Below are 14,601 nucleotides of genomic sequence, written 5' to 3'. Positions count from 1 at the left end.
CACGTGGAGGGGTCATGTTTCTCACCGTCATCGTGCTCGTGGTCGCCGTGCTGGGATTCCGCCTGCTGGGGGCGCTCGGAGTGGGCAGGTTCGCGTCGTGGCCGGTCAGCGCGGCGCACGGGATGGCCGTGCTGCTCGTGGTCACCGCGAGTGCGCACTTCGTGCCCGCGGGTTCGCCGCTGCCGATGCCCGGACACGCCGACATGGTGGCGATGGTGCCGCCGTTCGTCCCGTTCCCGAGCGCCGTCGTCTACCTGACCGGGGTGCTGGAACTGCTCGGGGCCGCCGGGCTCGTGCTCGCCCGTACCCGCTGGGCGGCCGGGTTCGCGCTCGCGGCGCTGTTCGTGGCGATGTTCCCGGCCAACGTCCACGCGGCGCTGGCGGGGGTCTCGTTCGCCGGTGACGAGGCCACGCCGCTGTGGTTCCGCACGCCCGAGCAGGTGCTGTTCATCGCGGTCGCCCTCTGGGCGACCAGGGGTGCCGACCGCACGCTCCTGCCCGTCGCGCGCCGCCGTCCCGTCGCCGGATGAGGTACGGCTCAGCCGCCGGCCCCACCAGCTGAGGTACGGCTCAGCCGCCCGCCCCGGCGGCGAGGCGGCGTAGCACCTGGGCCCGTGCCCCGGCGTCGCGGACCTGGTCACGGGCGGCGAGGTGGCCGGCCACCCGCTCCCGGAGCTCGGCCGGCTTGTGGCTGTCGTACTTGAACTTCGCCCGCGCCTCGACGACCTCCAGCCGCAGGCCGCGGATGGCCGAGAGCATCTTGTGGTACGGCCCCTCGGTCGCCGACATCGTGCCGTGGCCGCCGCCGGGCTGGTGGTGGGCGAGCTGGCGGCGCAGGATCTCGGCCTTGTCCTCCCGCCCGTCCAGGATCTCGGCCCGGCAGATGAGCTGGACGGCGGCGTAGTAGCTGGTCGGCACGCCGTCCACGGGGGCGCGCCAGGTGGAGGGGATGTAGGCGTAGTCGTCGGCGACGGTCAGCGTCACCTGCGGGTCGGCCTCCAGCGCCGCCCAGATCGGGTTCGGCCTGGCCAGGTGCAGGCGTACCTCCCGCCCGCCGTCGAACAGGAAGTGCGAGGGGACGACCACCGGCGGCCCGCCGTCCACCCCGTTGGCCGCCAGCAGGCCGAAGTCGCGCCCGCGCAGCCACTCGTGCCACTCGTCCTCGCCGCGGGCGGCGTCCCAAGGATGGATCAGCATCTTGAAAATCCCTTTGTACTAATACAAAATAGACTTTGTGCTAGTAAGCTACACGTTTGCCGGCGGGACGGCCAGCGAGATCGCCGCCGGCATCGAGGCGGCCGTGGCCGAGGGCGCGCTCGCGCCCGGCGCGGCCCTCCCGACGGTGCGTGAGCTCGCCGCCAGGACCGGCGTCAACGCCAACACCGCCGCCGCCGCCTACCGCCTCCTGCGCGAGCGCGGCATCGTGGAGACCGCCGGCCGCCGCGGCTCGCGCGTCCGGCCCCGCCCGGCCAGCACCGCCCGCGAGGACATCCGCATCCACGTCCCGCCCGGCGTCCGCGACCTGTCGCGCGGCAACCCCGACCCCGCGCTGCTGCCCGACCTCACCGAGGCCCTGGCCGCCGCCGCCCGCGCCCACGCCGCCGGCCCCGCCCTGTACGGCACCGCCGACCTCCCCGACCTCGTGGCCCACGCCGCCGCGGCCTTCGAAGCCGACGGCATCCGCGACGCCGCCCGCCCGGCCGTCACCTCGGGCACGCTGGACGCGGTGGAGCGCGTGCTGACCATGCGCCTGCGGCCGGGCGACGCCGTGGCCGTGGAGGACCCCGGCTGGTCGCCCGCCCTCGACCTCGTCACCGCCCTGGGCCTGCGCCCGGTCCCGGTGCCGGTCGACGACGACGGCCCCGGCGCCGCCGGGCTGGAGCGCGCCCTGGCCGCGGGCGTACGGGCGGTCATCGTCACCGCCCGCGCCCAGAACCCCACCGGAGCCGCCATATCGGCCGGGCGCGCCGCCGCCCTGCGCCCCCTCCTGGCGGCGTACCCGCAGGTCCTGCTCATCGAGGACGACCACGCCGCGGGACTGGCGAACCTGCCCATCCACACGCTGACCGGGACCACCGCCCACTGGATCCTGACCCGCTCCACCGCCAAGTCCCACGGCCCCGACCTGCGCCTGGCCGTCGTCACCGGCGACGCCCAGACGGTCGACCGCCTGCGCGGCCGCCAGCGGCTGGCCGCGGGCTGGGTCAGCCACCTCCTGCAGCGCACCGTCGCCCACCTCTGGCAGACCGGCGCCGTCTCCACCCCGAGGGTCGCGGCCGCCTACACCGCGCGCCGCCAGGCCCTCATCACCGCCCTGGCCGGGTACGGCATCCCCGCACACGGCCGCAGCGGCCTCAACGTCTGGATCCCCGTCGCCGACGAGACCACCGCCATCACCGGCCTGCTCGCCCGCGGCTGGGCCGCCGCCCCCGGGGCCCGCAACCGCCTCGCCACCCCGCCCGCGATCCGCGTCACGGTGGCCTCGCTGGCGCCGGAGGAGATCCCCACCGTGGCGTCCGCCCTCGCCGCCGCCGTCCAACCCACCATACAGGGCCGTTACGGCTGAGCTGCCCTCCCCCGGCCACGCAGGGGGGCCTTATGGCTGAGCCGTCCTACCCGCCACGCAGGGCCGTTACGCCTGACGCCCCGGCTCAGCCGAGCAGGTCGTGGACCGGTTCGCCGCCGATCACGGTGGCCAGTACCGCGATGTCCCTGATGGTCTGCGGCGCCACCGCCAGCAGGTCGTCGGACAGGACCGCGAAGTCGGCCAGCTTGCCCCGCGTCAGGGTCCCCTTGAGGTGCTCGTCGAAGACCGCGTACGCCGAGCCCGAGGTGTAGGCGCGCAGGGCCTGCTCCGTGGTCAGCGCCTCGCCCGGGTTGAACGGCCGCCCGCCCGAGGTCCGCTGGTTGACCAGGTCGTGGATGCCCAGCAGCGGCGCCCCCTCGACCACGGGGCAGTCGGAGCTGCCCGGCAGCACGATCCCGGCCTCCAGGAACGAACGCTGCCGGTAGCACCCGGCCGACCGCTCAGGTCCCAGGGCGGCGAGCATGCCGTCGCCGATCTCCGAGATGAACCGCCCCTGCGGCACCGGGATGACGCCGAGCGCGGCGATCCTGGCCACCTGCGCGGGGCTGGTGACGGCGCAGTGCTCGATGCGGTGGCGGGCGTCGGCCCTGGGCCAGCGCGACTGGGCCTCGGCGTAGGCGTCCAGGACCACGTCGACGGCGCGGTCGCCGATGGCGTGCGCGGCCACCTGCCACCCGGCCCGGTGGGCGCGCAGGATGAACGCGTGCAGCGCCTCGGCCTCCTCCTGCAGGAAGCCGCGGTTGCCCGGCTCGCCGGCGTAGTCGCAGCACATGGCGGCGGTACGCCCGATCAGCGAGCCGTCGGAGAAGACCTTCACCGGCCCCAGGCGCAGCCGCTCGTCACCCAGCCCGGGACCGATCCCGAGATCGAGGCCGAAACCGTCGCCGACCTCGTGCAGGTTGGGCGAGCCCGGCATCAGGACGGCGCGCTGGAGCAGCAGCCCGCGGCGCCGCGCCTCCTGGAACGCGGCCACGTCGAGCGGGCCGTTCCCGGCCAGTCCCCGGCCGACGCCGGGCTCGGCGAAGCTGGTCAGCCCCTCCGCCGCCGCGGCCCGCGAGGCCAGGCCGATGCCCTCCACGAACTCCTCCTGCGCCACCGGCCGCAGCACCCGGTGCGCCAGGTCCTGCGCCTGCTCGGTCAGCAGCCCGTCGGGCCGGCCGTCCGGGCCGCGGCCGACCGAACCGCCGGGCACGTCCGGAACGTCCAGGCCGGGAAAGCCCATCAGCGCGAACGCGGCGGTGCTGGCCACGCCCATGTGGCCGGAGTTGTGCTGCAGCCAGACGGGCCGCCCGCCGGCCGCGCGGTCGAGGGCCTCGCGCTCCGGGTGCGCGCCGAGCTTGTTCTGGTCGTAGCCCGCGCCGCGTACCCACGCCTCCCGCGGCAGCTCGGCCGCGCGCGCGGCCACGAGCGCGTAGAGCTCGTCGAGCGTGCCGACCCGCAGGTCCAGCTCGCGCAGCCGCTGGCCGCGCATGCTGAGGTGGTGGTGGGCGTCGTTGAACCCGGGTACGGCGGGCCGCCCGCCCAGGTCCACCACCCGCTCGGCGGTGAGCCCGTCGAGCTCCTCGTCCAGCCCGGCGATCCGGCCGCCGAACACGCCGAGCCGGGAGGCCGACGGCCGGTCGGGATCCAGCGTGGTGAACCGGCCGTTGACGTAGAGCGCGTCGAGGCGCATCACACCTCCACAGGAGAAGGAGCCGGGCGGCCGGCCGAGCGGCGGCTCAGGGCCAGCACGCAGGCCATGGTGAGCAGGATGACGACCAGGTACTGGCCGACGACCGCCCAGATCGTCCCGGTCGAGCTGAGCAGCGCCTGGGCGATCATGGGCGTGGTGCCGCCGATCAGCGCCCCGCACAGCTGGTAGGCCAGCGAGATGCCGGTGTAGCGGACCCGGGCGGGGAAGGCGTCGGCCAGGAAGCCGGCCAGCGCGGCGTAGGAGGAACCGCTGAAGACGACGCTGAGCGCGAGGCCGATCGTGGCCCACGCCGGCGAGCCGGTGCCGACCATCAGGAACGTGACCGGCGTGCACACGATCAGCGCGGTGAACGCGATCAGCATGTACTTGGCCGCGCCCATCCGCTGGCCGAGTACCGCGCCGATCGGCTGGGTGACGAACTGGGTGACCGAGACGATCAGCAGCACGTTGAGCATGGTGCTCTTGGTGATGCCCAGGTCGGTGGTGGCCCAGGACAGGATGAAGGTGTTGGTGAAGTAGGCGGAGGCGATGCCGACGCCGCTGGCGCCGATGCCGAGCAGGACGAGCGGCCACGACGTCCGGAAGACCTCGGCGACGGGGAGCTTCACGACCTCGCGCTTCTCGCGCATCCGCACGAACTCCGGCGACTCCTCCACCCGCAGCCGGATGACCAGGCCGACGATGACCAGGACGGCCGACATCAGGAACGGGATACGCCAGCCGTAGGACAGGAAGGCGTCCTCCGGCATGAGGCTGACCAGGGCGAACACGCCGGTGGCCAGGATGGATCCGGCGGGGGAGCCCTGCTGGGCGAAGGCGGCGTAGAAGATGCGCTTCGGACCGGCGTGCTCGGCGGCGATGAGGACGGCGCCGCCCCACTCGCCGCCGACGGCGATGCCCTGCACGAAGCGGAGCGTGGCCAGCAGGATCGGGGCCAGGATGCCGATGGAGGCGTAGGTGGGCAGCACGCCGACCAGCGTGGTGGCACCGCCCATGAGCAGCAGCGTCGCGACGAGCGTGCCCTTGCGGCCGATCCGGTCGCCGAGGTGGCCGAAGATCACGCCGCCCAGCGGCCTGGCCAGGAAACCCACCCAGAACGTGGCGAAGGACGCCATCACTCCCGCGGTCGGGCTGGCCTCGGGGAAGAACAGCCTGCCGAAGACCAGCGCGGCGGCGGTGCCGTAGATGTAGAAGTCGTACCACTCGATGGAGGTTCCGACGAAGGACGCGATTCCGGCGCCACGGGGATTGCTCATGAGGGGGGTTCCTAGGCGAAGTGGTGGAGTTGGGCCAGCGGCACCTGGGTGGCGGGGTCCATGCTCACCTCGGCGCCGTCCACGAGGACGGGTCCGGGCTCGCGGGGCACCACCACCGACGGCGTCGCGATATTTCGGTACATGTCGGCGCGGGTGAGGCCGCGCGCGTTCTTGATCGCCGCGTACCGGAGCCCGCGGGGGAGCGCGTCCCTGGTGTCGGCGGCGTCGAGGGCGTCGTGGGCGACGAAGATCCGCGACAGTTGCGCGGGCGCGTCGCCGAGGCCGCCGAAGTAGTCGCGGTACACGCGGGGCTGGGTCAGCCGCGTGGAGCCGGACCCGCTGCCGGACACCCCATGGGCGACAAATCCGGACTTGATGACCAGCTCCGGCTTCGCCCCGAACCAGGCCGGATGCCACAGCACAATGTCGGCCAGCCGCCCCGGCAGCAGCGTGCCCACCTCGTGCGCCATCCCGTGGGCCAGCGCCGGATTCACCGTCAGCTTGGCCAGATACCGCAAAATCCGCTCATTGGCACTCCGCGACCCCCCGCCGCGCCCGCCCACCGGCCCACCGCCGGGCCCGGCAGCGCCGATCGCCGCGAGCTCGCGCAGTTCGTGCAGGTGGGCGAGCTGCCAGGTACGGCGCACCGTCTCGGCCACGCGGCCCATGCCCATCGAGTCGGAGTTCACGATGCTGATCGCGCCCAGGTCGTGCAGGACGTTCTCGGCCGCGATGCCGTGCGCGCGCACCCGGCTCCTGGTCACCTCGACGTCGCTGCCGATGTGGTGGTTCTGCCGGTGCACGGTCATCGTCATCGGGAACAGCTCGCCGACCGTGTTCGTCGTGTACGGGATCGTCGGCGTCGTCGAGGACGGCAGCACGTGCGGCTCGCTGAGGATCTCCAGCAGGTCGGGATGCCCGCCACCCCCCTCCACGTGGTACGCGTGCACGGTCCGCCCGCGCGTCGCCGAGATCGTGTCGGCCAGGTACCCCGACTCGTTCATCGAGTCGGAGTGCAGCGCCACCGGCAGGTCGGCGTCCTCGGCCACCCCGAGACAGGTGTCGATGATGCGCGGCGTCGCCCCGAAGTCCTCGTGGATCTTGAAGCCTCCGGCGCCCGCCAGCACCGCCTCCTCCAGAAGCTGCCGCGAGCTGGAGGAGCCGCGGGCCAGGAAGGCGACGTTCAGCGCGGTCCCGCGCCAGGCGGACATGAGCATGTGCAGGTTGCGCGCCGGGTTCACGCCGACGTCCCACACCCCGCCGAGCCCCATGCCGACCACGGTCGTGACGCCCGAGGCCAGCGCCGCCGGGGCGATCTGGGGAGAGGACAGGTGCACGTGCGAGTCCACGATGCCCGGCGTCGCGATCAGGCCCTCGCCCGGCACGATCGCGGTGTGCGAGTCGATGATCGCGCCCTGGAACGGCACGACCCGCCCGTCCTTGACCCCGATGTGCGTCTTGCGCACCCCGAGCACCGGGTCGATCAGCACCACCCCGGCCACGACCAGGTCCAGCGCCGACTCCCGGTCGCCGCGCGGGCGGGCCAGCAGGCCGTCGCGCAGCGTCTTGCCGCAGCCGCCGAGCAGTTCGTCGCCGTGCGGCACGTCGTCGTGCTCGACCTCGGCCCACAGGCTCGTGTCGCCCAGGCGGATCCGGTCGCCGGTGGTGGGGCCGTAGATCGCGTTGTAGGTCTCGCGGTCGATTCCGGGTGTGGTCATGACTCGATCACCTCCACGTCGACGCTCTCGCCGGGGCGGAACGCGGTAGCCGTACCGGCTGGGATGTCCAGGCGCAGGCCGGATGGGTCGCGGTCGAAGGTCAGCGCCGCGTTGACCTCCCCGAGCGGGAAGTGCGACGAGACGAAGACCGTGCGCGCGCCCTCGTTGGTCACCCGCAGCCTGGCGCGCGGGCGGCCGGGGTTGATCGCGACGGGCTCGGCGGCGGTCCGCACCGCGCCGGGTCCGCCCTCGCGGGCCGGGCCGATGGGGGCGTCGACGGCGACCAGCGCGGTGCCGTTCGGGAAGAGCGCCTCGACCTGGACGTGCGTGACGAGCGCGGCCACACCGTCCATGACGTCGCTCTCGTCCAGTACGGCCTTCGCCCCCGCGATGACCTCCTCCAGGGACAGGCCGTCCCAGGCGAGCTCCAGGATCTCGTCGCAGATGAGGGCGATGGACTCGGGCGCGTTGAGCGGGCGGCCGCGGGCACGGCGGCGGCGGGCGAGCTCCGCGAGCGTGAAGATGGTGAGCCGCTCCTGCTCACGAGGCGTCAGATGCACGTGCTTCCTCCCTTGCGGCCACCGTAAGCCCAGGTCACGGAGGTGGCCAACGGTGATACGGCGCGTAAACAACGCGTTAGATTGTGCATATGACCAACGATGTCGTCTCGCGGCTGGCCACGCGATGCCTGAGCGGCTACGACGACCTCATCGACGCCTGGCTGCCCGAGGTGATGGCCATCGAGCCCTACGCGCGCGGGCTCGTGCCGCCCGAGGAGGTGCGGGCGGGGGCGCGGGTGGGGTTCGCGCTGATCCTGCGCGTGCTGGCCGACGGGCGTACGCCGGAGGAGCTCGCGCCGCATTCGGAGGGCATGGGCGAGCGCCGGGCGGGGCAGGGTGTGCCCCTGGAGTCGCTGCTGGCCGCGGCGCGGCTGGACGCGAAGGTGCTGTGGCACGGCCTCATCGCCCAGGCCGAACCGGACGACCTGCCCGGCCTGCTGATCTCGGCGAACCTGGTGTGGGAGGCGGTCGAGCAGCACAACACCGGCCTCATGACCGGCTACCAGCGGGCGGTGCTGGAGATGGGCCGCCAGCGCGAGGACCAGCGGCGCACGTGGTTCGCCCGGCTGCTGGACAACGACGGCCGCAACCCCGACGTGGTGCGCGACGCCGGACGGGTCCTCGGCTTCGACACCTCGGCCGCGTTCGTCGCCGTCGTCACCGACGGCAGCACGGGCCCGCTCCGCTCCGGCTCCGCGCCGTCGTCATCGCTCGCCGACCCCGCCGCGGGCGCCTCGCTCCGGGCGGCGGTCTCCACGCTGAGCTCGCTCGGCCTGCGCCTGCACCGCCACGACGCGCCGACCGGCGACATCCTCGTCGTCCAGCTTCCGGCCCGCGCGGGCGGGGCGGAACGCGTGGTGCTCGACGCGCTGGCGGGCGTCCCCTGCGGCGTCTCGCCCGAGGTGGCTGGCCTGGCGAGAATCCCCCACGCCGTACGGCTGGCCGCCGCGACCGCCCGCGCCTCGGCGCCGGAGGGCGGCCCGGTCCGCCTGGAGGACAGCTGGCTGGAGGTCTTCACCGCCCACAACCCCGAGCTGTCGGCCGAACTGGCCGCCCGGGTCCTCGGCCCTCTCTACACGGTGGGCGCGGCCGAGCGGGAACGGCTCCTGGAGACTGTCCGCGTGCACCTGGCCGGCGACGGGGCGATCGCCGCCACCGCCGCCGCCCTGTACTGCCACCGCAACACCATCCAGCACCGTTTCGCCCGCTTCAAGGACCTGACCGGCCGCGACGTCCGCGCCCCCGAGGACGCCGCGGTGATCGCGCTGGCCCTGCGCGCGGCCACGTTCTGACCTACTCGGTGACCGTCCTGGCCGGGGCCGGGTCCAGGTGGTCGGCGGTGCGGCGCAGGGTGCGGGCCAGCCGGGCCCTGACGCGTTCGACGTCTCGGCCGGGCTGTCGCGGGGCGTCGGGCAGCGCGGTGCGAAGGCCGTCCTCATACCCCATCGCCGTCTGGTGGGCGAGCACTTGCATGGCATCCATGTTGCCTCCTTAATCCATTAAGAGCTTAACTGATTAAGAAGCCGTTCGCTAGGGTGTGTGGATGACCGAGCGAGTGACCCTGCAGACGATCGCGGACCGCGTGGGCGTCTCGCGCGCCACGGTCTCGTACGCCTTCTCCCGCCCGGACCAGCTCAGCGCCGAGTTGCGCGAGCGCATCCTGCGGGTGGCCGACGAGCTCGGGTACGCCGGCCCCAACCCGACCGCGCGATCCCTGAGACTCGGCAGGGCGGGGGCGCTGGGCCTGATCTTCACCGAGACGCTGCCCTACGCCTTCGCCGACCCGTACGCGATCGGCTTCCTGCAGGGGCTGGCGGTCGCGGCCGAGGAGGCCGCGGTCGGGCTGCTCATCCTGCAGCAGCCGCGCGGCGTCGAACGTACCGAGCTGGTGCGCGACGCCGTGGTGGACGCCTTCTGCGTGTTCTCGCTGCCCGACGGGCACGCGGCGCTCGACGCCGTGCTGGCCAGGCGGCTGCCGACGGTGATGGTGGACGAGCCGTTCGTGGAGGGCGTGCCGTTCGTGGGAATCGACGAACTCGCGGCGGCCGGATCCGCCGCGCGGCATCTGCTCGACCTCGGGCACCGGCGGGTCGGGCTGGCCGTCGTCGGGCTCCACCAGGACGGCCGCCACGGCTGGGCCGACATCGAGCGGCAGGAGAGCGCGGTCTTCCAGGCCATGCGCAACCGGGTCCTCGGCTACCGCGCCGCCTTCGAGGCCGGGGGAGTCGACTGGGCCGACGTGCCGGTCTACGAGGTGGTGGGCAACGAGCGCGAGGCGGGCCGCGAGGCCGGCCGGGCGCTGCTGGCCCGCTCACCCCGGCCCACGGCGGTGCTGTGCAACACCGACGTGCTGGCGCTCGGCGTGCTGGACGCGGCGGCGGAGGCGGGCGTGAAGGTGCCCGGCGAGCTGTCGGTGGTCGGCTTCTCCGACAGCGCCGCGGAGGAGGCGGACCTCACGTCGGTCAGGCAGCACAGCCAGCTCGCCGGCCAGACCGCGGGCCGGTTGCTGCTGTCGGGCGACCCGCGGCCCGAGCGGCTGCTGCTCCCGCACGAGCTGCACGTCAGGAACAGCACCGCCGCGGCCCCGTCCTAGCTCGGGGCGTCGCGCAGGTCCTTGAGCGCCTGGATGTCGATGCGGTACTCCGGCGGCTTGCCCGGCGTCTCGATGCAGACCGGGACCCCGGCCACGATGTCGTGCCGGAAAAGCTCGCCGAAGGCGGCCAGCCCGATCTCGCCCTGGCCGATCTTCTCGTGGCGGTCCTTCTTGGAGCCGCAGACGTCCTTGGAGTCGTTGGCGTGGACCAGCTTCAACCTGCCCGGCGCGATCTTGTGCAGCGCGTCGAGGGTCTCGGTGACGCCGCCCTCCTTGGCCAGGTCGTGCCCGGCGGCGAAGGCGTGGCAGGTGTCGAAGCAGATGCCCGCCTTCGGATGCCAGTCGAGCGCCGCGAGGTAGGGCTCCAGGTCCTGGACCGTCGCGCACAACATCGCGCCCTGCCCGGCCATCGGCTCCAGCAGCAGGTCGGGGCCGCCGTCGGGGATCTCCTCCAGGAGCGGCAGCAGGTGCTCGTGCAACTGCGCCATCGCGGCCTCGCGCGGCTGCGTGACCGCCGAGCCGGTGTGCACGACCACGCCCTTGGCGCCCGTCTCGACCCCGCGCCGCAGCGTGTAGCGGGTCAGCTCGACGGAGTTGGCGAGCGTGTCGGGGTTGGGCGAGCCGAAGTTGACCAGGTAGGGGATGTGGATGAAGCTCTCCACTCCCGACTCGGCGAGCTTGGCGTCCTCGTCGGGCTTGCGCTCGGTCAGCGCCCACGAGCGCGGGTTGGTGACGAAGACCTGCATCATCTCGGCGCCGATGTCGGCCATGAACTTCAGGCCGCCGGTGGCCAGGCCGCCCGCGACGGAGACGTGCCCGCCGATGAGTGAAGTGGGAGTCATGATGGCGTCCAGTCTATCGCCGCGCTCCGTCCGTCTCCGTCGCCATGACCTCTCTTTACCCGCCTAGCCCAGCCGCAGCGCCAGGAAGAAGTCCACCCGGTCCTCCAGCCGCGACAGGTCGCGCCCGGTGAGGTCCTGGATGCGCTGGATGCGGTAGCGCAGCGTGTTGACGTGCACGTGGAGCAGCTCGGCGCACTTGGTCCACGACCCCGAGCACAGCAGGAACGCCTCCAGCGTGCGCACCAGGTCGGCCCGGTGCACCTGATCGTAGGAGCGCAGCGGGTCCAGCAGCCGCACCCGGAACATGTGCCGCACGTCGTCGGGCACCGACGCCAGCAGCAGCACGTGCGTGGCCAGCTCGTCGTGGCCCACGACCGCGTCGGGCTCGGCCCTGCCCTCGGCCATCCGGCGCGCGTAACGGGCCTCCTCGACCGCGCCGCGCAGGCCCTCCACCTGCGCCTGGCCGCTCACCCCGACCTTGAGCCTGCTGCCGCCCAGCCCCGGTGCCAGCGCGTGTACGGCGTCGCGTACCCGGCCGGTGACGTCCTCGCCGGTCGCCGGCACGAGGGCGATCGTCTCGTCCTCGACGACGCCGATGACGGGGCGCAGGCCGTACAGGATCTCCTTGACGACCGCCCGCAGCTCGCCGGGGCGCAGACTGCCCCCTGCCGCGGCGGCGACGGCGACGTAACCGGCCGCGTCGGCCAGGCCGGTCACCTGCAGGCGCGGCAGGATGTCGCTGGGCCGTCCGTCGGTCAGCACGAGCCGGACCAGCTCCTGGCCGATGCGGCCCTCGGGGCTGAGCCGGTCGTCCAGCCGCATGCGCTCCAGCGCGGCGACGGCCGCCAGCTCCGCGGCCAGCGCGAGCCGTTCCTCCGGCCAGTCGTCCATGGAACCCTCGAAGGCCACGAACCAGTCGGCCACCCGCGAGGTGGTCTGCTCGTCCACGGGGAAGATCGTGTAGCCGCCGCGTACGCACGGCAGCCGCTTGGCCGTCAGGAACGCCCTGGCCAGCATGGCCGTGTCGGATGGCGGCTCGGCGCCGGCCACGGTACGGCCGGAGGCGGTCAGCACCCAGCCGCGCATGCCGAGGTCGCGCCCGATCATCTCCATCACGGGGTCGAGCCCGGCGCCGGAGACGAGCTGGCGGTGCCGGTCGAGCACGGCCTTGACGTCGGAGGCCCGCGCGCCCGACAGCCGGCGCACGATGTGCTCGGTCACCTCGGCGAACCCCAGCGCCTGCGGCACGTGGAACAACGGCACCCGGTGCCTCTCGCACGCGGCCACCAGGTCGGCGGGCAGGTCGCCGGAGGCCGCCTCGCAGGCGCCCAGCCCCGAGACGCCGGCGGCGGCCAGCGCGGCCACGAACGTCTCGCTGTCGGCGGGGGAGTTGCGCCAGATGAGGCCGGTCAGGACGAGTTCGCCGCCGCTCAGGTAGCGGCCGGGGTGGAGCAGGTCGGTGGTGACGACCCAGCGCAGCGGCCGGTCGAGTTCGTCGTGTCCGACCACGGTCGACAGACCCAGCTCCGGCATCTCCAGCAGCGCGTTGAGTCGCATGCACGGACAGTACCCGCGGGTGCGGGCTCCAAGAACTTGGAGCATGACACGAAAAGTCCTGACCAACCCCTGGAGCAGTTCGGAGTTCTTGCGGATGGACCGGGCACGAGAGCCCTGTGTGTACTTCTGACATGCCGAACCTGCAGACCGTGTCCGGGCTGGCCGACTTCAACGCCCTCGGCCCGGCCGACGCCGAGCGCGAGCTGATGGCCTGCTGCGCCTCGCCCGCCTTCGCCAGGACTGTGGCCGCGCTGCGGCCCCACCGGGACCTGGCCCAGCTCACCGCCACCGCCGACACCGCGGTGCGCGCGCTGGAGTGGCCCGAGATCCTGGAGGCGCTCGGCGCCCACCCGAGGATCGGGGAGCGCACCACGGAGGCGTGGTCCCGTCAGGAGCAGGCCGGAGTCGGTGACGACGTGCTGGCCGAGCTCGCGCGGGGCAACCGGGACTACGAGGACAGGTTCGGCCACGTGTACCTGATCTGCGCGACCGGTCTGAGCGGCCGCCAGATGCTGGACCGCCTCAACGAGCGCCTGCTCAACGACGAGGAGACCGAGCGCCGCGTGGTCCGCGACGAGCTCGCCAAGATCACCCGGCTGCGCATGGCGAAGCTGGTGGGCGTGGCATGAGCTTCTCCACCCACATCCTGAACGCCGCGACGGGCCGCCCCGCCGCGGGAGTCCCCGTACGGCTGGAGCGGGACGGCGAGGTCGTGGCCGAGGGCCGCACCGACGACGACGGCCGGATCAAGGGCTGGAACCCCGGCCGGGGCGTGCACCGCGTCGTCTTCGACACCGGCGCGCTGACCTCCTTCTACCCCGAGGTGGTCATCACGTTCGCCGTCGAGGACCCGGATCAGCACTACCACGTGCCGCTGCTGCTCAGCCCGTTCGCGTACTCCACCTATCGAGGGAGCTAGATGCCTGTCATTCTCGGGCCCAACCGCTACGGAAAGGCGGAGACCAGGGTCGTCCGGGTCGTGCGCGACGGCGGTGTCCATCACATCAAGGACATCAACGTCAGCTCGGCCCTGTCCGGCGACATGGCCGATGTCCACCTGACCGGCAGCAACGCGGCCGTTCTCCCCACTGACACGCAGAAGAACACCGCGTTCGCCTTCGCCAGGAAGCACGGCGTCGACCAGATCGAGGACTTCGCTCTCCTGCTGGCCAGGCACTACGTCGGCAGCCAGCCCACGATCGGCCACGCCCGCGTGGAGATCGAGGAGTACGCCTGGAGCCGCATCCCGGTCTCCGGCGAACACCGGCACTCCTTCGTCCGCGACGGCCAGGAGGTGCGCACCTGCGTGGTCCACCACGACAGGGACGGCCGCACCACCGTCGTGTCCGGCCTGAAGGACCTCGTGGTTCTCAACTCGACCGGCTCGGAGTTCCACGGCTACATCGAGGACGGGTACACGACGCTGCAACCCACCACCGACCGCATCCTCGCGACCGCGGTCTCCGCCCAGTGGCGCCACACCGGCGAGACCTCCTCCTACGGCAAGTCCTACGACGAGGTACGGCGCTGCCTGCTCGAAGCCTTCGCCGAGACCCACAGCCTCTCCCTCCAGCAGACCCTCTACGCCATGGGCAGGCGGGTGCTCGACGCCCGCGAGGAGGTCTGCGAGATCAGGTTCGCGATGCCGAACAAGCACCACTTCCTCGTGGACCTGGCGCCGTTCGGGCTCGACAACGACAACGAGGTCTACTACGCGGCCGACCGGCCCTACGGGCTGATCGAGGGCGCCGTCCTGCGGGACGACGCCCCCGAGGCCGCCTTCGCCTGGGAGTGA

Annotated in this window: 15 protein-coding genes; 7 read left to right on the top strand and 8 right to left on the bottom strand. The window is 73.0% G+C overall.

Annotation, left to right across the window (positions count from 1 at the left end):
- Window positions 1-14: 14 nt before the first annotated feature.
- Window positions 15-530 (top strand): hypothetical protein, encoded by a 516-nt coding sequence (locus tag ACFWYW_RS06990; protein WP_379611713.1) that lies wholly within the window; start codon window positions 15-17, stop codon window positions 528-530.
- 40 nt (window positions 531-570) lie between these two features.
- On the opposite strand, the gene ACFWYW_RS06985 is transcribed toward ACFWYW_RS06990, so the two are convergent.
- On the bottom strand, window positions 571-1,197 hold the full coding sequence (locus tag ACFWYW_RS06985; protein ID WP_379611715.1) for an FMN-binding negative transcriptional regulator: 627 nt from the start codon (window positions 1,195-1,197) through the stop codon (window positions 571-573).
- A gap of 37 nt (window positions 1,198-1,234) precedes the next feature.
- Here ACFWYW_RS06985 and ACFWYW_RS06980 point away from each other — a divergent pair, with 37 nt between their 5' ends.
- Window positions 1,235-2,566 (top strand): aminotransferase class I/II-fold pyridoxal phosphate-dependent enzyme, encoded by a 1,332-nt coding sequence (locus ACFWYW_RS06980; protein ID WP_379611716.1) that lies wholly within the window; start codon window positions 1,235-1,237, stop codon window positions 2,564-2,566.
- An 85-nt stretch (window positions 2,567-2,651) separates the two neighbouring features.
- On the opposite strand, the gene ACFWYW_RS06975 is transcribed toward ACFWYW_RS06980, so the two are convergent.
- From ACFWYW_RS06975 to ureA, 4 genes are read right to left on the bottom strand one after another with little or no spacing between them, the layout of a single operon-like run.
- On the bottom strand, window positions 2,652-4,259 hold the full coding sequence (locus ACFWYW_RS06975; protein WP_379611717.1) for an amidohydrolase: 1,608 nt from the start codon (window positions 4,257-4,259) through the stop codon (window positions 2,652-2,654).
- Window positions 4,259-5,536, bottom strand: coding sequence for an MFS transporter (locus ACFWYW_RS06970; protein WP_379611718.1), 1,278 nt, complete (start codon window positions 5,534-5,536; stop codon window positions 4,259-4,261). The genes ACFWYW_RS06975 and ACFWYW_RS06970 overlap by 1 nt, the downstream gene beginning before the upstream one ends.
- A gap of 11 nt (window positions 5,537-5,547) precedes the next feature.
- Window positions 5,548-7,254 (bottom strand): urease subunit alpha, encoded by a 1,707-nt coding sequence (locus tag ACFWYW_RS06965; protein ID WP_379611719.1) that lies wholly within the window; start codon window positions 7,252-7,254, stop codon window positions 5,548-5,550.
- A complete protein-coding gene (gene ureA / locus ACFWYW_RS06960) occupies window positions 7,251-7,814 on the bottom strand; it encodes an urease subunit gamma (RefSeq protein WP_379611721.1) in 564 nt (187 codons plus the stop codon). The genes ACFWYW_RS06965 and ureA overlap by 4 nt, the downstream gene beginning before the upstream one ends.
- An 89-nt stretch (window positions 7,815-7,903) precedes the next feature.
- Between ureA and ACFWYW_RS06955 the strand changes: the two genes are divergently transcribed.
- Window positions 7,904-9,106, top strand: coding sequence for a PucR family transcriptional regulator (locus tag ACFWYW_RS06955; RefSeq protein WP_379611722.1), 1,203 nt, complete (start codon window positions 7,904-7,906; stop codon window positions 9,104-9,106).
- Between the two features lies 1 nt (window position 9,107).
- Here the strand turns inward: ACFWYW_RS06955 and ACFWYW_RS06950 are convergent, their stop codons facing one another.
- Complete coding sequence (locus tag ACFWYW_RS06950; protein WP_379611723.1) at window positions 9,108-9,296, bottom strand: hypothetical protein; 189 nt, start codon at window positions 9,294-9,296, stop codon at window positions 9,108-9,110.
- A gap of 61 nt (window positions 9,297-9,357) precedes the next feature.
- On the opposite strand from ACFWYW_RS06950, the gene ACFWYW_RS06945 reads away from it, so the two are divergent.
- Window positions 9,358-10,407 carry a LacI family DNA-binding transcriptional regulator gene (locus ACFWYW_RS06945; protein WP_379611724.1) on the top strand — a complete coding sequence of 350 codons (1,050 nt, stop codon included), beginning with the start codon at window positions 9,358-9,360 and terminating at the stop codon, window positions 10,405-10,407.
- Here the strand turns inward: ACFWYW_RS06945 and ACFWYW_RS06940 are convergent.
- Together ACFWYW_RS06940 and ACFWYW_RS06935 are read right to left on the bottom strand one after the other, a co-directional pair.
- Complete coding sequence (locus tag ACFWYW_RS06940) at window positions 10,404-11,249, bottom strand: deoxyribonuclease IV (protein WP_379611725.1); 846 nt, start codon at window positions 11,247-11,249, stop codon at window positions 10,404-10,406. The genes ACFWYW_RS06945 and ACFWYW_RS06940 overlap by 4 nt on opposite strands.
- Before the next feature lie 63 nt (window positions 11,250-11,312).
- Window positions 11,313-12,806: a PucR family transcriptional regulator gene (locus tag ACFWYW_RS06935; protein WP_379611726.1), complete on the bottom strand. Its 1,494-nt coding sequence runs from the start codon at window positions 12,804-12,806 to the stop codon at window positions 11,313-11,315.
- Between the two features lie 131 nt (window positions 12,807-12,937).
- Here ACFWYW_RS06935 and uraD point away from each other — a divergent pair, with 131 nt between their 5' ends.
- The 3 genes from uraD to pucL are packed head-to-tail and all read left to right on the top strand — an operon-like array spanning window position 12,938 to window position 14,601.
- A complete protein-coding gene (gene uraD / locus ACFWYW_RS06930; protein WP_379611727.1) occupies window positions 12,938-13,435 on the top strand; it encodes a 2-oxo-4-hydroxy-4-carboxy-5-ureidoimidazoline decarboxylase in 498 nt (165 codons plus the stop codon).
- On the top strand, window positions 13,432-13,725 hold the full coding sequence (uraH, locus tag ACFWYW_RS06925) for a hydroxyisourate hydrolase (RefSeq protein WP_379611728.1): 294 nt from the start codon (window positions 13,432-13,434) through the stop codon (window positions 13,723-13,725). The genes uraD and uraH overlap by 4 nt, the downstream gene beginning before the upstream one ends.
- Complete coding sequence (gene pucL, locus ACFWYW_RS06920; protein ID WP_379611729.1) at window positions 13,726-14,601, top strand: factor-independent urate hydroxylase; 876 nt, start codon at window positions 13,726-13,728, stop codon at window positions 14,599-14,601.

The sequence above is a fragment of the Nonomuraea sp. NPDC059023 genome, from assembly GCF_042740095.1.
Taxonomy (GTDB): domain Bacteria; phylum Actinomycetota; class Actinomycetes; order Streptosporangiales; family Streptosporangiaceae; genus Nonomuraea.
Note: the sequence above shows the minus strand (reverse complement) of the source record. Positions and strands in the feature narration are given on the sequence as shown.